The sequence below is a fragment of the Acinetobacter sp. 2JN-4 genome, from assembly GCF_003687745.1.
Lineage (GTDB): Bacteria > Pseudomonadota > Gammaproteobacteria > Pseudomonadales > Moraxellaceae > Acinetobacter > Acinetobacter halotolerans.
On sequence record NZ_RDNY01000002.1, the window covers coordinates 60,136 to 78,628 of the forward strand.

13 protein-coding genes and 3 tRNA genes are annotated in these 18,493 nt (G+C 41.0%); 12 read left to right on the forward strand and 4 right to left on the reverse strand.

Features of this window, described 5'->3' with window-relative positions; translation table 11 throughout:
• The first annotated feature begins 594 nt into the window (after positions 1–594).
• The 7 genes from EAH57_RS15930 (at position 595) to EAH57_RS03175 (ending at position 10,927) form a co-directional block, all read left to right on the forward strand.
• Positions 595–3,705 carry a hypothetical protein gene (locus EAH57_RS15930; RefSeq protein WP_228200033.1) on the forward strand — a complete coding sequence of 1,037 codons (3,111 nt, stop codon included), beginning with the start codon at positions 595–597 and terminating at the stop codon, positions 3,703–3,705.
• Between the two features lie 595 nt (positions 3,706–4,300).
• Positions 4,301–5,410 (forward strand): porin, encoded by a 1,110-nt coding sequence (locus EAH57_RS03150; RefSeq protein ID WP_121928815.1) that lies wholly within the window; start codon positions 4,301–4,303, stop codon positions 5,408–5,410.
• A 563-nt stretch (positions 5,411–5,973) separates the two neighbouring features.
• The gene (locus EAH57_RS03155; RefSeq protein WP_121928816.1) at positions 5,974–6,969 is read left to right on the forward strand and encodes a tripartite tricarboxylate transporter substrate binding protein; all 996 of its coding nucleotides are present in this window, start codon (positions 5,974–5,976) and stop codon (positions 6,967–6,969) included.
• 99 nt (positions 6,970–7,068) lie between these two features.
• Entirely contained in the window at positions 7,069–7,512 is a 444-nt protein-coding gene (locus tag EAH57_RS03160; protein ID WP_121928817.1) for a tripartite tricarboxylate transporter TctB family protein, read from the forward strand.
• A 14-nt stretch (positions 7,513–7,526) separates the two neighbouring features.
• Positions 7,527–9,023, forward strand: a complete 1,497-nt coding sequence (locus EAH57_RS03165; protein ID WP_121928818.1) for a tripartite tricarboxylate transporter permease — start codon at positions 7,527–7,529, stop codon at positions 9,021–9,023.
• Between the two features lie 64 nt (positions 9,024–9,087).
• On the forward strand, positions 9,088–10,122 hold the full coding sequence (locus EAH57_RS03170; protein WP_121928819.1) for an AbrB family transcriptional regulator: 1,035 nt from the start codon (positions 9,088–9,090) through the stop codon (positions 10,120–10,122).
• A gap of 139 nt (positions 10,123–10,261) precedes the next feature.
• On the forward strand, positions 10,262–10,927 hold the full coding sequence (locus EAH57_RS03175; RefSeq protein ID WP_121928820.1) for a hypothetical protein: 666 nt from the start codon (positions 10,262–10,264) through the stop codon (positions 10,925–10,927).
• 48 nt (positions 10,928–10,975) lie between these two features.
• On the opposite strand, the gene EAH57_RS03180 is transcribed toward EAH57_RS03175, so the two are convergent.
• The 3 genes from EAH57_RS03180 to EAH57_RS03190 all read right to left on the reverse strand — a co-directional run bounded on the left by EAH57_RS03180 (position 10,976) and on the right by EAH57_RS03190 (position 11,279).
• A tRNA-Arg gene (locus EAH57_RS03180) sits at positions 10,976–11,052 on the reverse strand.
• Between the two features lie 47 nt (positions 11,053–11,099).
• A tRNA-Arg gene (locus EAH57_RS03185) sits at positions 11,100–11,176 on the reverse strand.
• 13 nt (positions 11,177–11,189) lie between these two features.
• A tRNA-Ser gene (locus tag EAH57_RS03190) sits at positions 11,190–11,279 on the reverse strand.
• A gap of 258 nt (positions 11,280–11,537) precedes the next feature.
• On the opposite strand from EAH57_RS03190, the gene rnr reads away from it, so the two are divergent.
• The 5 genes from rnr to EAH57_RS03215 all read left to right on the forward strand — a co-directional run bounded on the left by rnr (position 11,538) and on the right by EAH57_RS03215 (position 17,498).
• Entirely contained in the window at positions 11,538–13,967 is a 2,430-nt protein-coding gene (gene rnr, locus EAH57_RS03195) for a ribonuclease R (RefSeq protein WP_121928821.1), read from the forward strand.
• A gap of 21 nt (positions 13,968–13,988) precedes the next feature.
• Positions 13,989–14,588, forward strand: a complete 600-nt coding sequence (locus EAH57_RS03200) for a dihydrofolate reductase family protein (RefSeq protein ID WP_121928822.1) — start codon at positions 13,989–13,991, stop codon at positions 14,586–14,588.
• 160 nt (positions 14,589–14,748) lie between these two features.
• Positions 14,749–16,788: a M3 family metallopeptidase gene (locus tag EAH57_RS03205; protein ID WP_121928823.1), complete on the forward strand. Its 2,040-nt coding sequence runs from the start codon at positions 14,749–14,751 to the stop codon at positions 16,786–16,788.
• 38 nt (positions 16,789–16,826) lie between these two features.
• Positions 16,827–17,033, forward strand: coding sequence for a YheV family putative metal-binding protein (locus EAH57_RS03210; RefSeq protein WP_004672960.1), 207 nt, complete (start codon positions 16,827–16,829; stop codon positions 17,031–17,033).
• A 12-nt stretch (positions 17,034–17,045) separates the two neighbouring features.
• The gene (locus EAH57_RS03215; RefSeq protein WP_121928824.1) at positions 17,046–17,498 is read left to right on the forward strand and encodes a hypothetical protein; all 453 of its coding nucleotides are present in this window, start codon (positions 17,046–17,048) and stop codon (positions 17,496–17,498) included.
• A 48-nt stretch (positions 17,499–17,546) separates the two neighbouring features.
• Here the strand turns inward: EAH57_RS03215 and EAH57_RS03220 are convergent, their stop codons facing one another.
• A complete protein-coding gene (locus EAH57_RS03220; protein WP_121928825.1) occupies positions 17,547–18,461 on the reverse strand; it encodes a DMT family transporter in 915 nt (304 codons plus the stop codon).
• Between the last annotated feature and the right edge of the window lie 32 nt (positions 18,462–18,493).

Below are 18,493 nucleotides of genomic sequence, written 5' to 3' on the forward strand. Positions count from 1 at the left end.
CTTGCTTTCCCTATAAAAAAAACTGCTGATATTTCAGCGGTTTTTTTTAGTACATCGTCGTGAAACAAGATAAAAAATCCTTAATTAACTCAATCATAAAACTTTATTCGAATTGATAAGTTTTCATTAAAGATAAAATAGGGTTCACATCGTCTACATTTTTATATAATAAATTAAGATTATGATATATATTGTTTTTTTATAGACCCAGAGTCTATGAAACATTTACTTTCAAACCAACAACAAATTTCATAAACTTTCTGCTTATTCCTCAATAAGCATCTGGACAATTCAACCTACTCCCTATTAACCAACTGATTTAATAAACTAAACTTCATAATGGAAAATTATTAGCACATCTTCACCATAAGACTTTTCGCCACTAAAAAAACAAAATATATCAAATAAAAACAATTACCTACTTAACTTTAAACTCTCATTTAACAATTAAATTTGATCATTAATATACATTGACAAATTAATTGAAAAATATAACACTAAATTTGATTAATGAGACATAAATCACAGAATAACCGTAACCATTAATAAATAATTGAATCAAAACAACACAACTTCAAAAATATAGGTATCGTTATGCTTTTCAAAAGTCTTTTATCACCCATTAAAAGTATTACTTCAAATTTAACAGAGAGTAGTACATCGTCGGCTAGTCATTCAATCCTAGCCCCTCTTTCTCTTTCCACAATTACAAATATTCTATCTACAAATACTGTAACAAACACAATTAGCAGCTTAACTAGCAACACAGATGGCGGTCCACTAGGTTCAATTACTGGTGTTATCGACGGTATTACTGGTGGCGGTGATGGTGGTCCTCTTGGCTCAATCACAGGCATTATCGGTGGTATTACTGGTGGTGACGGTGGTCCTCTTGGTCCAATCACTGGAATTATCGGTGGTGTTACGGGTGGCGGTGATGGCGGTCCTCTTGGTCCAATCACAGGCATTATCGGTGGTATTACGGGTGGCGGTGATGGTGGTCCACTAGGTCCGATCACAGGCATTATCGGTGGTATTACGGGTGGTGATGGTGGTCCTTTAGGTCCGATCACAGGCATTATCGGCGGTATTACTGGTGGTGATCTTGGCAACAACCCAGTAACGGGTGTTATCCAAACAGGTATCGATGTGCTTCAAGGCGTTGAAAGCCTCAAAACTGAAATCATCAATACAGGTATCGACACTGTCGCTGGCACAATTATTGGGGCGTTCCCTCAAGCTGAACATCCTGTCGGTGACCTCGCAAATCTTGGCACACTCACTTTTGAAACTTCTCGCGATACCGTCAACGGTACACTTGAAGCTATCTCTGATTTAGCAGGTGCTGATTTTGGTGGTGCACTGGATAATGCTACTGGCGTTATCGGTACACTGATCAATAATGGTTCAACTGCTGCAGATATCATCCAACATGTCATCGGAGACGATCTGCTTGGCGGTGGCATTCTTGATGGCATCACAGGTGGTATTGGTGGTGACGGCGGTCCTTTAGGTGCAATCACAGGTATTATCGGTGGTATTACAGGTGGTGACGGCGGTCCACTAGGTCCAATCACAGGCATTATCGGTGGTATTACTGGTGGCGGTGATGGCGGTCCTCTTGGCCCAATCACAGGCATTATCGGTGGTATTACGGGTGGCGGTGATGGTGGTCCACTAGGTCCGATCACAGGCATTATCGGTGGTATTACGGGTGGCGGTGATGGCGGTCCTCTTGGTCCAATCACAGGTATTATCGGTGGTATTACTGGTGGCGATGGCGGTCCTCTTGGTCCAATCACAGGCATTATCGGCGGTATTACAGGTGGTGATCTTGGCAACAATCCTGTAACGGGTGTTATCCAAACAGGTATCGATGTGCTTCAAGGCGTTGAAAGCCTCAAAACTGAAATCATCAATACAGGTATCGACACTGTCGCTGGCACAATTATTGGGGCGTTCCCTCAAGCTGAACATCCTGTCGGTGACCTCGCAAATCTTGGCACACTCACTTTTGAAACTTCTCGCGATACCGTCAACGGTACACTTGAAGCTATCTCTGATTTAGCAGGTGCTGATTTTGGTGGTGCACTGGATAATGCTACTGGCGTTATCGGTACACTGATCAATAATGGTTCAACTGCTGCAGATATCATCCAACATGTCATCGGAGACGATCTGCTTGGCGGTGGCATTCTTGATGGCATCACAGGTGGTATTGGTGGTGACGGCGGTCCATTAGGTCCAATCACAGGTATTATCGGTGGTATTACAGGTGGTGACGGCGGTCCACTAGGTCCAATCACAGGCATTATCGGTGGTATTACTGGTGGCGGTGATGGCGGTCCTCTTGGCCCAATCACAGGCATTATCGGTGGTATTACGGGTGGCGGTGATGGTGGTCCACTAGGTCCGATCACAGGCATTATCGGTGGTATTACGGGTGGTGATCTTGGCAACAATCCTGTAACGGGTGTTATCCAAACAGGTATCGATGTGCTTCAAGGCGTTGAAAGCCTCAAAACTGAAATCATCAATACAGGTATCGACACTGTCGCTGGCACAATTATTGGGGCGTTCCCTCAAGCTGAACATCCTGTCGGTGACCTCGCAAATCTTGGCACACTCACTTTTGAAACTTCTCGCGATACCGTCAACGGTACACTTGAAGCTATCTCTGATTTAGCAGGCGCTGATTTTGGTGGTGCACTGGATAATGCTACTGGCGTTATCGGTACACTGATCAATAATGGTTCAACTGCTGCTGATATCATCCAACACGTCATTGGTGAGGATTTACTTGGCGGTGGCATTCTTGATGGCATCACAGGTGGTATTGGTGGTGACGGCGGTCCTTTAGGTGCAATCACAGGCATTATCGGTGGTATTACAGGTGGCGGTGATGGTGGTCCATTAGGTCCAATCACAGGCATTATCGGCGGTATTACTGGTGGTGACGGTGGTCCTTTAGGTGCAATCACAGGTATCATCGGCGGTATTACTGGTGGTGACGGCGGCAGCCCTCTCGATATCTTAACGGGTATTATTGGTGGCATTGCTGGTGGCGATCTAGGCAACAATCCTGTAACAGGTGTCATCCAAACAGGTATTGATATCCTTCAAGGTGTTGAAAGCCTCAAAACTGAAATCATCAACACAGGCATCAATACTGTTGCTGATGCAATTATCGGGGCATTCCCTCAAGCTGAACATCCTGTCGCTGATCTTGCGGAGCTCGGCACGCTTACCTTCGAAACTTCTCGTGATACTGTCAACGGTACACTTGAAGCCATTTCAGATTTGGCAGGTGCTGATTTCGGTGGCGCGTTCGATAATGCAACAGGTGTCATCGGTACACTGATCAACAATGGTTCAACTGCTGCAGATATTATCCAACACGTCATTGGTGAGGATTTACTTGGCGGTGGCATGATTGATGGTATCGGAGGCGGTAATGGTAGCCCTCTTGATTCAATTACTGAGATCATAAGTGGCAGTATAAGCGGTAATGTAGGTGGCTTTATTTCTATCAATGGCGATAGCAATAGTGTTGTAGAGAACATTTTAGACTCTGTAGTTGGTGCAACCTCTTCATCGTCTCAAAGTGTCTCGGTAACTGTCTTTAATTCAAACTTTACTGAGAGCTTTAATACCCCAAGCTTAAACCTAACTGAACAGCTTTTTGAAAGTAACAACCTTTTCTAAGTCTTGCTTCCCCTATAAAAAACCGCTGATATTTCAGCGGTTTTTTATCACTAGAAAAGGTAATGAACGAGATGAATTAACAATAATTTTGTAGATTGAGAGTTTTTACAAACTTAGAAAACACGAAAATTAAACATCACTGCCTTTAATAAAAAAATCGATGCATTTAATATAAAAAATTACAGCGAAGTTAGACCAAAGTCTAATATATTTATATTTAAAAACACGATAATAGAAAATCAAAATAAATACACACACCAAGTCTCTATCATAAAATTAAATACTCCAACCACATTTATAAAAAAATTAAATGCCGCCTCTACTTTAAATACCATAAAATCCATACTGAATAAGTTCACAGGCCATGCCTCGTGCATTAAATCTATTAGCGAAGGATTGCTTAGATGCTTTCACTTAAAGTTTAAGCATTTAATTATGAAAACACAGCTCAAGGCTTATGCCACATTGATTTATATCTTTTGATTTTCAAGAAATATATTTTTTAATTTTAACGGCATGGTCTATTTTAAATTTCATTTATTTAAATGAGATGACGGTTGCTTATTCATAATTTTAAATTGTTAGGATGACATGAATGAAAATTAATTTTTTAATTGCCAGTATATTAAGCATTGCAACGAGTTCAACATTCGCCGCCCCAAAATTTTATGGTGAGATTGATGCCAGTTTGGATTACCTACCAGAAAACAATGCAACAAAATCTGATCAAGATGTATGGAAAGTAAACAGCAACAGCTCATTCCTTGGACTTAAGGGCGAAGAAAAATTAACCGAACGCCTCAGCGCTGTTTACCTAATCGAATGGGCATTTAATGCGGATGGGGATGGAACCGATTGGTCGCAACGTGATCGCTATGTTGGCTTAAAAGATGAAAAATTCGGAACTATTAAAGCGGGTAAAAACAATTCACCATTAAAAAAATTATCCAGTACTGTTGATAGCTTCAATAACTATGTCCGCAATACTGCGGATATTAGAAGTATCATGCCTGGTGAAAACCGCATCAATAATTCCATCGTCTATGAATCTCCTCAATTTGCAATGAGTGAACAGTCGTCTTTAGGATTTAATGCGTTATTAGCCACAGGCGAGAAACAAGGTATCAAAAACAATCAAGGCGGTGTAACCGTTGATGGTGGGGGCTTAGGGGATGCATGGTCTACCTCTATCGTATTTAACCACCCTTTATTCTTAGCAGGTGCAGCTTATGATAAAGGTATTCCAAGCAACTTCCTCGGCCATGGTTTCTTAAATGCCAGCGATACCGAAACTGCGATTGATGGCGTGTTTGCAGCAGCAAAAACCATGCGCTTAACAGGTGTAATTAAACCTGTAGAAAATCTAAGATTAAAGGGATTAATCCAAAAATCTGAAGTTGAGGAAGCCAAAGGAAATACTGTCGGCGCAGATAATATTGATGATTCTATCGGATGGTTGATTGGTGCTGAATATCGAATTCCCAACTATGAAAAATGGAATGTAAAGGTACAATACAGTCAAAACTCCACCAGCTTTAAAAATGATGATGCAGACTATGATGCTAAGCAAATTATGGCAGGCGTAGATTATTCATTTAACAAGCAAGTGAAAGCCTATGGCTATACAGCCTATGCAACTTTCAAACAAGGAGATGCGAAAGACAAGCAACCTCTAGTCGGTACTGGTTTAGAATTTAAATTCTGATAGCACACATCACCGCTTAAGAAAAAAGCCAAGATTTATTAATTTTGGCTTTTTAATATCTATTCATTATTTAAAATCACCAATAATTTTCAATAAATCAAATACAAAAATTTAATAATAAAGCAGGATTTAATCTTCGCTTATTCATAATTCTCAACCGATTATCACAAATCCATATCCCGCACCGCTCAAATATCAATCATTCCCACCGATTTTTCAAAAGACATTCACCCTTATATTTAAAAAGAAAATCATCAACTTATTTCTCTCTATAATAATTTAGCAGCACATGGTATTTCTAAAATAAATAACCACTTTACATGTATTTTAAAAATGAATCATAACCATAGATAAGATAATGATATTCTTTTTCTGTTTATTTTTTATGATAAACAACGGATTCCACCATTCAAATTAAAGCTATGCAAAAGTGGTAGAGAGTACTGCAAGGTTAAAAATACCTCTCCCCCGTCTTTTAAAAATCTAGGCAACGAAGCCTATATAAAAATATGCACACCCAAAGTTTGCATATAAATATAACCGTTTATGGAGAAACACTTAAAATGTTAAAAGGCATTCTATTAACTGGTACTTTACTGACCTTAGGATTAGGTCTAACGGCATGCAACAAAAAACAAGGCGAAGTGGGCGAACCTAAACGCCCAGAATGTATTGCACCAGCAAAACCAGGAGGTGGTTTTGACCTGACCTGTAAATTGGCACAAAATGCCTTTAAAGAAACCGAATTATTAAAGTCACCAATGCGTGTAACTTATATGCCAGGTGGGGTTGGTGCCGTTGCATACAATAAAATTGTTGCCAATGACCCTGCCAATGACAATGCTATTGTGGCTTTTTCTACAGGTTCTCTTCTGAACCTCTCACAAGGAAAATTTGGTCAATACACTGAAAAAGATGTCCGTTGGTTAGCGATCGTAGGCACAGACTACGGTGTCGTTGCCGTCAATGCAGAATCTCCTTATAAAAACCTAAACGATTTAATTGCTGCCCTCAAGAAAAACCCAAAATCCGTGAGCTTCGGCGCAGGTGGTAGTGTCGGTGGTCAAGATTGGATGCAAACGGCGATGCTCGCCAAAGCCGCTGGCGTGAATCCAAAAGAAATGACCTATATTGCGTTAGAAGGTGGTGGTGAAGCCGTCACATCTGTTTTAGGCAACCACATCCAAGTGGTTAGCGCAGGTGTCGCCGAAGTTATTCCTCATGTTAAATCTGGAAAGTTACGCGCACTTGCTGTATTTGCACCTGAGCGCCTACCAAATGCTTTGGCGGATATTCCAACAGCAAAAGAACAAGGTTATGACATCCAATGGCCTGTAGTTCGTGGCTACTATGTTGGCCCAAAAGTTAGTGACGAAGCCTATCAATGGTGGAAAACATCATTTGAAAAAATGATGCGTGATCCGAAGTTTGAAAAATCTCGCGAACAATTCGATTTACTCCCTCTTTCTATGACTGGAGAAGAGTTAGATAAATTTGTCATGCAGCAAACGAATCAACTCAGAGATTTATCAAAAGAGTTCGATCTCGTTACAAAATAGCCTTTAAAACAATTAGAGCATTTCAATCCTCATATTTCGTTTAAGCGGAAATTCAGTATTGAAATGCGCCTGAATTTTTATGCAGAAAAGGAATTATTTATGTCCGCAGAAAGGATTTTTTCAGGGACTTTAGGACTCGTCAGTTTAGGTCTTCTTTATTTAGCTTGGGGTTATGTGGCCCCTTTCGCATATGACCCCTTAGGACCGCGCCCCTATCCTGTCCTGCTATTGTTACTGTTGATTATAAGTTGTCTTTATCTGACATTTAGACCTCAAAAATTAGCTGAATTCATTGATTTAGGCTACACACCTTCAATTCTAAAAAGAATCGGCTTATTGATGCTATTTATGCTGATTTACGCGGTAACTTTTGAATTTTTAGGGTTTCCTATTGCGACCGCCATCATGTTTTTCCTTGTCGGCACTCTTTTTGGTGGAAGCATCAAAGCATCACTAATCTCAGGCATTGTCTTTGGTTGTCTTTTATATGGGTTATTTGACTACGTATTAGATGTACCACTGCCATTGGGATTTTTTAGTTAATCAAGGAAGAATAAATGGAAGTTTATGAATATTTAATGTACGGCTTTCAGGTCGCATTGACACCTCAAAACCTAATGATTGCGCTGATCGGTGCATTTATTGGAACGATCGTTGGTCTATTGCCCGGACTCGGTCCGATCAATGGTGTCGCATTACTCCTCCCGTTTGCTTACGCATTGGGCCTCCCACCCGAAAGTGCGCTGATCCTATTAGCAGCAGTGTATCTCGGCTGTGAATATGGAGGACGTATTTCTGCCATTCTGATCAATGTGCCCGGTGATGCTGCCGCCATTATGTCAACGATGGATGGATATCCACTCGCCAAACAAGGTAAAGCAGGGATTGCATTGTCACTCTCAGCAATGAGTTCATTTATCGGTAGCTTAATCGCAATTATCGGAATCGTCTTATTTGCACCGCTTTTAGCAAAATGGGCAATCGTCTTCGGACCTGCTGAATATTTTGTCTTAATGGTATTCGCACTGACGTGTTTAAGTGGCTTAGTGGGCGACCAGCCGATTAAAACAGCGATTGCAGCCTTAATCGGTTTATTGTTTGCGACCGTGGGTGTGGATGCTGTCACTGGCGTGTATCGCTTTACTTTTGGTTCGGTTAATTTAAGCGACGGCGTGCAATTTACAACGATTGTAATTGGTTTTTTCAGTATCAGCGAAATTCTAATCATGCTGGAAAAAACAACGGTTGGGCAAAAAGCCTTGGGTCAAGGAAAGCGCAGCTTATTCAACCTCAAAGAGTTTATGTTCACCTTAGGCACAACGATTCGCAGTTCTTTGCTTGGCTTTATTGTTGGTATTTTACCTGGTGCAGGTGCAACCATCGCCAGTGCAATGTCTTATACCAGCGAACGCAAACTCGCAGGAAAAGATGGCAAATTTGGTGAAGGTGATTTGCGTGGTATTGCAGCACCAGAAGCTGCCAATAACGCTTCAGCATGTGGTTCATTTATTCCGATGCTCACCCTAGGTGTACCCGGTTCAGGCACAACAGCAGTGATGTTAGGTGCTTTAACGCTTTATAACATTACGCCCGGTCCACAGTTATTCACCGAACAACCAACGATTGTTTGGGGACTGATTGCCTCATTATTTGTGGTCAGTGTTTTATTACTCATTATGAACATCTCATTGGTTCGCTTCTTTGCCAAGCTATTGAGTGTTCCAAACTTTATTTTACTTCCAGCCATCGCCGCAGTCAGCTTTGTGGGGGTTTATGCCATCCATAGCACTGTCTTTGACCTTGTGTTCATGGTGATTCTGGGTATCTTTGGTTATATTTTACGCAAACTCAACTTCCCTTTATCGGCACTCATTCTAGGGTTCGTACTCGGAGAACTCATGGAGTCCAGCTTACGCCGTGCACTTTCCATTTCTCAAGGTGAATTATCTATTCTGTTTGATGGTTACATCACCAAAGTGTTATGGATGTTGGCAGGTATTATGATTGTATTACCGTTGATTCGCTGGTTACGTAATCGCCATCGCGCGATCTAAATCATGCTGACCGATAGGGATTAAATGCCTATCGGTCACTTACCTTTGATATGTGACCCTATTTATGCTGTATCTAAAGTATGCTTTGAGTCTAAGTCTTGCATTTTTAGGTGCACATCTCGCACTATGGTTACACTTGCCTATTCCATGGCTTCTAGGACCATTATTTGTTACCGCATTACTCAAAATAAATCATGCTCCCATTGAGTGCCATAGCGCTGCACGCAGCATCGGTTTATCCATTATCGGTCTGACCTTAGGTTTGTATTTCACCCCAGAAATGCTACGTTTGATTGCGATCAATGGGTTGGCATTATTGATTGGTTTGCTATTCGCTTTACTGTTAGGTGGTATTGGCGCTGTCATCTTACAACGCTGGGGCAAAGTCGATTTTAAAACAGCTTGGTTTGCTTCTGCGATTGGCGGAGCGAATGAAATGTCGCATTTAGCAGAACATTATCAAGCTCAAGTCGATAAAGTCGCGTCTGCGCATACGTTACGCGTACTGATGGTGGTGGTGATTGTGCCGTTCTTCTATCAGTTCATGGGATGGCATGGCTTTGATGGCAATACCATTGACCGTAATATGGAAATTGATTGGCTCGGTTTTATCCTTTTAGCAATCTTATCTTATCTCGCCAGCCGTATATTTCTGTACTATCAACTCCCTAACCCTTGGACGTTTGGCGCATTACTGATTGCCATTTTTTTTACCGCACAAAATATCCATCTCTCAGCCATACCAGATCCAATTGTGCACTTAGGACAAGTTTTACTTGGCTGGTCACTTGGCAATAAATTCAAAGCTGGATTTTTTAAAACCGCTCCACATTTTTTGAGTATTGTCGCGCTCTGTAATCTTGGCGCATTGGTACTCACAGGCTTAGTTGCATACGTCCTAATGCAATGGACCGATATTCCCCTACCGACACTTGGCTTAGGTCTCGCACCCGGTGGTGTCGCTGAAATGACCATCACTGCAAATGTATTACAATTAGGCGTACCCATAGTGACCGCTTTTCATGTGGTGCGTATGGTTGGCGTATTGGGAACTGTAGGCTATTTATATCGTTTCTTTGAAAAGAAAATAGGGAAATAAAACCCACCTAAAGATTTCATTTATTTCTATAAAAAATCAATAAAAGCATCATAATAAGTAGTTTTCTTGATATCTATAAATAATTATAGAGTTCAACTTTACTCGCAATTAAAATATACACTCAGACGAAAGGAAAGAAATGCAAAAAACAATTTTCGAGAACAATACAGAAGAAGATTGTATTCAAGACCACTTTAAATCGACTTTCCTCTGTTTTATTTTTTCTTTCATCATTTTATTGGTTTTTAGCTCATTTCATCAAGCTGCTTTACATCAAGCAGATCTAGCTAGAAATCACACATGGAAAATCTCAAAGAAACACATCAATTCATCCAGCGAGCCTCACATCCGTCGTGAAAGAGTAGGTGCATCGCTGATACTTCCTACTGGTCAAAAAGAACCCTTGGTGATGCAATGTGATGTCAAACTTATAAGGTTATGCCAACAGGAGCTTAAACAGCCAACTCAAGCTATCCAAACCATCTATTATTATCAAACGATACCTATGAGAAATAACCAGCCCGAATATCAACTTAAAGCCATCGACTATATGGATCTAAAAGGAAAATTGATTCATCTAAATTACAATAAAATAGCACCAAATACCTCCATCGCGATACAAAAGAATAATTGGAAGCTATGGATAATCACTTTTATTGGGGGTTGGGCTTGTTTGTTAATTACTTTAGTGATTTCCACTTTATTAAAATTATTTTCAAAAAAATCAAGAATTACACTGATTGCTTTACTCGGTCTGTATTACATTTCAATCATTTATAAAAGCTTGATGATTTATATCACCTAAAAATTCAGGCACAAAAAAACCGCAATTAAGCGGTTTATTTCATTAAGTTGGTGCGCTCAGAGAGATTCGAACTCCCGACCCCTTAGTTCGTAGCCAAGTGCTCTATCCAGCTGAGCTATGAGCGCATTACTTATGTGCCAATGTGGCATGTGTTACTTGTGCAATATTTACTTGGTGCGCTCAGAGAGATTCGAACTCCCGACCCCTTAGTTCGTAGCCAAGTGCTCTATCCAGCTGAGCTATGAGCGCATTAAGTAAAAAATGGCGGTGAGAGAGGGATTCGAACCCTCGGTACAGTTACCCGTACGCATCCTTAGCAGGGATGTGGTTTCAGCCACTCACCCATCTCACCGTAACACGAGCGCAATAATACAAACTAAAACTCCTTTACACAAGGGAAGATCCTGTTTTTTTCTGTTTTTTTATATCAATCAAATATTTTTTAAACGATTTTGGTATTTTTTCAGCATTTTTTGCCTCAACGCTTGTTAATATAGGCTTCTCTTTTATACAGATCCGTGGCGTAAACAGAAACTTGCAATCTTTGACGTGCAGTCGAAGTTTGAATGACTTATGCTAAAGCGATCTGCCAGATGTGAAATGAAACGATATGATTAAAAACTGGGGCGATCCCGAAGCAAAAGCAGAAGCCGAACGTTATGATAACCCGATTCCGAGCCGAACTCTTATTTTAACCACATTAGAACAATTACAAACTGCTCAATCTCATGCAGAACTCGTCGAGTGCTTTAATCTTCAAGATCAAAAAAGTATTGATGCATTAAACCATCGTTTAAGTGCGATGGTGCGTGATGGCCAGTTAATGAAGGATGGCTATAAATTTCAGCCAGCAACAGACCTTCCGAGCCATGAGGCGACGGTATATATCAATAGCAAAGGTTTAGGTACTGCCAATATCGCAGGACAAAACGACATCCTATTAGCTGAGCGTGAATTGCGACTGGTCTTTAATGGCGATCGCGTCAAAGTTCGTCAGACCTCAGTCGACCGTAAAGGCAAAGCTTGGGGCTTTATTAGCGAAGTGGTTCAACACCGCGTTAAACAGATTATTGGTAAAGTCATTGAACATGATGGTGAATATTTTATTCAACCCAGTAATCCCAATCAGCACCAACCAATCACCTTAGAAAAAGAACTGATTGAACATGCCAATGCAAAAGTTGGTGATATGTTGCGTGTTGCAATTGATGACTATCCAACGCGTGAAGAGCTAGCCACAGGTCATGTGATTCAATCCATGGCAGACAAAGCCGATACCGAAATTATTATTCCGCAAACGATTTTAGAGTTTGGATTACCTTACGAGTTTCCAGATGCGGTCATCAAAGAAGCTGAAAGTTTCAAAGAACCGTCTGCACAAGACCATAAAGGACGTGTCGATTTACGGGATCTGCCACTCGTCACCATTGATGGTGAAGATGCGCGTGACTTTGACGATGCCGTTTATGCAGAGAAACGTCCTGGTGGGGGTTATCGTGTGGTGGTGGCCATTGCCGATGTCAGTCATTATGTCCGTTTAGATTCAGCTTTAAATGAAGAAGCAGAAGACCGTGGGACATCAGTTTATTTCCCACACTTTGTTTTGCCTATGTTGCCTGAAGCATTGTCGAATGGCTTGTGTTCTTTAAATCCGCACCTTGACCGTCTATGTATGGTCTGTGATTTAAAACTGTCTCGTGCAGGAAAAGTAACGGGTTACGAATTTTATCCTGCGGTAATGCACTCCAAAGCACGTTTGACTTATACCCAAGTCAGTGAATATTTTGATGGTACAACAGATGCGATTCCACAAGATAAAAGCATCCATAAATCACTCAACACTCTGTTCCAGCTTTATCAAACCCTAAAAGGCTTACGTGCTGAACGTCATGCAATGGAATTTGAAACCATTGAAACCTATATGACCTTTGATGAGTTGGGTGGCATCAAAGAAATCTTGCCGCGTACGCGCAACGTTGCTCATAAACTGATTGAAGAATGTATGTTGCTCGCCAATGTCGCGGCGGCAGAATACGCTTTAGAACATGATATTCCGATGCTCTATCGTGTGCATGAAGCACCTGAATTTTCACGTATTCAAAAAGTACGTGATTTTGTGAAATTACTCGGTCTACCATTCCCAGAACAACCGACCCAAGCAGATTATCAACGCGTGATCGAAGCGACCAAGGATCGTTTGGATGCACCAAGTATTCATGCGGTGTTATTGCGCTCAATGATGCAAGCGTACTATGGCGCAAAAAACTCTGGTCACTACGGTTTGGCATATGAAGCGTATACGCATTTCACCTCACCAATTCGTCGTTACCCCGATTTATTACTTCATCGTGCCATTAAAACGCATTTGCAACAAAAGCCTCACACGCTTTCTGGTGCGGCCTTGGATGATGCAGGTGAGCATTTCTCTCAAACCGAACGTCGCGCAGATGAAGCTTCGCGTAGTGTGACCACATGGTTGAAATGCCATTATATGCAGCAGCATTTAGGTGATGAGTTTGTTGGCCTGATTAGTGCTGTGACTGAGTTTGGTTTATTTGTCACCCTTAAAGACTTGTATGTGGACGGTATGATCCATGTCAGCCAACTCGGTGAGGATTATTTCCTCTATGATCAAGCCAGCCAAAGTCTGGTCGGTCAAAACCGTGGGCAAGCCTTTAGTTTAGGTGATGAAGTCAAAATCAAAGTCGCTGGCGTGAACTTGGAAGAACGTAAAATCGACTTCCAACTGATTCAGCAATTGACCCATTTGGGTCGTGTGATTCGTCAAAAAGCACCACGTACTGCTTCAAACAAAACCCTAACCACTGAAGAAGTATTTAGCAAAGCACCTATCATCGCTCAACTCAGTGAAGATGGTGAAAAGCCCGTTGCTAAAAAGAAGAATAAGGACAAAGCTAGTCCTTACGCAAAGAAACCAAACAAAAAGAGCGCTTCTAAGCCTGAAAGTAAAGAAAAGGTGAAGAAGAAAGCAAAACCGAAAAAGAAAAAGTCCAATGCGAAGGTAAAGCAAGACGCTTAAATCATGAATAGGAAGGCCAGTATGGGAAAAGTAATATGCGGTATATGTATATCCGTTGATGGTTTCGTTGCTGGCCTGAATATGAGTGAAGATAAGCCTTTCGGTGAGTTACCTAATATTCATCAAAGTTTGTGTAAATGGTTGTTTGAACAAGCTGCTCAACATAAGAATGAAATTGCCAGTTTAACCTCTGCTGGCGCTTTTATTATGGGACGTAATATGTTCGGCCCAAGTGGGGCAGAATATAATACATGGGAAGGTTGGTGGGGCGAAGAACCCCCATACCATGCTCCTGTATTTGTTCTAACCCACACTGCTCGGGAGGATCTAGCTTTGCAAGGTGGTACGACCTTTCATTTTGTGACTGATGGAATACAAAGTGCTCTGGAAAAAGCAAAAGCAGTGGCTGGTGAAAAAGACATTGCAATTGCAGGTGGTGCCAATACCGTTAATCAGTATTTACAAGCAGGTTTGATTGATGAATTGTGGCTACATATCGTTCCGGTCGTGGTAGGTCAAGGCAAACGCTTGTTCGAGGATGTACCGCCAATAGATTTTGAAATACTGGAGCAAAGTGGCACAGATTTGGTAACACATATAAAATATCGCATCATAAAATAGCAAGAGATCACCAGACGTGAATTTGTTTGGCGATTGAACCTCCTTTCCTTTCTCAGCCAAAACCAGAAGTTAACCTAATAAATCATACCTTCAACTTGATTTCTGATGTCATCACCCCTACATCTATAACTATGTTTAAAGATGATATGGCAAAAATAGAATGACACTACAGCAAGCAACGCTTCCCGTTCCTCAATTTGATCAAATTCAACTTGCCGAATTAAAACAACAAATTGAACAGACCATTCAAAACGGTCAAAACTTCTTAAACCAACTCAATGAAGTTCCTCAAAACACTGAAGCCCAGCTTGCAACGCTGTCCGAAGTTGATCAGCTAGAAAATAACATGAGTGAAGCATGGGGCATTTTGTCGCATCTCAATGCCGTCATGAATAACCCTGAAACCCGTGAAGTATATCAATCACTATTACCGAGCTTGAGCGAATACTACACACAACTTGGGCAACATACGGCGCTGTATCAAACCTATCAACAGATTCATGACAGCATTGCGTTCCGAACCCTCAGTGAAGCACAACAAAGTGCCATTAAACTGGCACTACGAGACTTTAAACTTTCAGGTGTGGCACTCGAAGGCGAAGCAAAAAAACGCTATGCCGACATCTCAGCACGTCTATCTCAGCTTTCATCAGACTTTTCCAATCATGTCCTTGATGCAACCCAAGCTTACTTTAAACCTTTAAATGAAGCACAACTCACAGGTCTGCCACAAAGTAGTATTGAATTACTGAAACAATATGGACAACAACGTGAGCTTGATCAGGCCGTTGCGACACTCGACTTCCCTGCTTATTTTGCGATTATGACTTATGCCGATGATCGATCATTAAGAGAGGAATTGTATAAAGCCTATGTGACACGTGCATCTAAGCAGTCTGATAAAGTCGAGTTTGACAACACGCCTGTCATGGAAGAAATCCTCAGCTTACGTCAGGAAATGGCACAATTACTTGGTTTTAATAATTTTGCAGAATATTCACTTGCCAGCAAAATGGCACCTGATGTTGAGACAGTCGATAAATTCTTAGTCGATTTGGCTGAACATGCACGTGTGCCTGCATTGGCTGAAATTGCAGAACTCAAGGCTATTGCACAACAAGATGGGATCGAAGAATTAAAACCTTGGGATGCGACTTATTACTCTGAGAAGTTAAAACAACAACAATTCAATCTCTCTCAAGAAGCACTTAAACCTTATTTCCCAGCTCCAAAAGTTGTGGATGGTTTATTCCAGATTGTGCAACGCCTGTATGACATCCAAATCATCGAACGCCAAGCACCTGTTTGGCAAAATGATGTGCGTTATTTTGAAATTGAAGATCAAGGTCAAGTGATTGGTGGTTTCTACTTTGACTTATATGCCCGCAACGGTAAACGTGGTGGTGCTTGGATGAGTGGTTTCCGCTCGCGCGTGCAAACCGCAACAGGATTACAAAAACCAGTCTGTTATATGGTGTGTAATTTTACTCCACCGATTGGTGATCAACCTGCGCTACTCACCCATGATGAAGTGATTACCTTATTCCATGAGTTTGGTCATGGCTTACATCACATGCTTACTGAAGTGGATAATATCTCAGTTGCAGGCACACACGGCGTGGCTTGGGATGCGGTTGAATTACCAAGTCAGTTTATGGAATTCTGGGCGTGGGATAATGAAAGCTTAGATGTTCTCAGTGAGCATACTGAAACTAAGCAAACTTTACCGCAAGAATTGTTAGCTGCATTGTTGAACGCACGTTTCTTCCAATCAGGCATGCAAACGCTACGTCAGATTGAATTTGCATTGTTCGATCTGACCATTCACCGTCAAGCGCCTGCATTAAACAGCCAGCAGATTCAAGCAACCTTGGATGATATTCGAGATAAATTTGCGGTAGTTCCTGCTGTTTCTTATAACCGTTTTCAGCATAGCTTCAGTCACATCTTCGCAGGCGGCTATGCTGCGGGTTATTACTCGTACAAATGGGCAGAAGTTTTAGCCAGTGATGCCTTTGATCGATTCGAAAATGAAGGCATTTTTAATACTGAGACTGGAAAGGAGTTTCGGAAGTTTATTCTAGCAGTTGGCGGAAAAGAGACTGCACTTGATGCGTTTCGCAATTTCCGAAAAAGAGAACCCAAAATAGATGCATTATTGCGTCATCAAGGTTGGACGAACGCTGACAAAACCGCTTAAACTACGTCATTATTGTTCACAGGGTGATATTAACTGACATGAAAAGACAGTTCATCGCGGGTGCAAAATGCCCCAAATGTGGCGCGTTAGATCGTGTAGTTAAAATCACGACTGTGGATGACGAGTGGATTGAATGTATCGAATGTGCTTATAGCGAGAAACGGCCAACTCAAGTGGATGAACCTGAAATCGCAGAGCCAGATGAAATTGGGGTGATACAGTTCAAACCTCGTCATTTTGACTAGAAGGTTAAAAAAATGACGTCACCAAACCAAACCAAAAACGCCAAGTTATTGTGGATGATCATTGCTGGCATTAGCATTATTGTGGTTTTGTTTTTTGCAATACAATGGTTTTTAGCACAGAAAAACCAACAGCCAAGTACGAACCCAGATCAACCTATAGCTGAGGAAACAATTGCTTCACCAATCGAAGTAAGTAGCGCAGCCTCTGAAATCACTACAATGACGGATAGCGAAGCTGATGCACCGATTCAATTAGTACAAGAGTCATTAATAAAGGAACCATTACCGACCAATGACAGCTTAGCCAAAGAAGAAATCGCTAAATTAGATGATATTCACCATCAATTAAAAGATCAGCAAAAAGATTTAAAACAGCAACACGAAGATGTAGATGCTTTACTCAAGCTGAAAGAGGAACAAATTAAACTGCTTGAAGCTCAAATCGCAGCAGAAAGTAAAACCTAAAAAAGAAAAGCTTTAACTTCTGTTAAAGCTTTTCTTTTGTCCGCATCCTTAATCCAAAACTTGAGCTGAACGTTGTTTCAACTGAATCGGTTTCTGAATGGCTTGGGCTATTAAAATCCCCGCAAGCGTTAAGCCACCCCCCATATAATGGAAATCCTGTAAATGCTCACCCAATAAAACCACTGCAATCATTGCAGTAAATAACGGCAGTAAATTCATAAAAATACTGTTTTTATTAGGTCCTAAATGTCTTATCCCTTCAATCCATAAATAAGACAATAGGACAGAAGAAAAAATACTCGCATATAAAATCAAAGGAATCGTCTGTTGATTCAATAGCCTGTCTGAATCGGGTAAAAAGATAAAAAAAGGTAATACATATAAAATCGCAAAACTAGATTGTATGAAATTCGATTGCCAAGCGGGTATTGGCATTTTCCAACGTTTCAACAATACCCCATACAAAGCATAACCCGCAGCAGCAATCAGTATTAAACCATCACCAAGATGGACGCCTTGTTGCAAAATCTGTGAAATATCACCATGACTGAGCAAATATAAAATCCCATAAAAAGATAAAGCCCCACCAAACAACATGCCATAACTGATTCTATCTTTAAGGATAAAACTACTTAATATCATGGTTAGCAAAGGAATCAATGCGGTCACAATCGCCATATTGGTGGCTGTAGTCGTTGCTGCTGCCTGATAAGACAGAAACTGAAATAATGACACCGATAGAAAACCACCTAGCGCCAATTGCTTCCAATATTGCTGAATAGTTTGTCTATTTTTCCAGACAGGGATCAGCACAAAAGTACTCATCACAGCAAGTGCCAGTACTAAACGATAAAATGTAATCGCCACAGGTGATATGGCATGACTTGCCATTTTAGAAACCACCACATTCCCTGCCCAAAATAAGATAGCGAATAAAGGGTACAAAGAAGCCTTCTGAAACATAATCAAAACCTATACATTGCCGTATAAGTTAT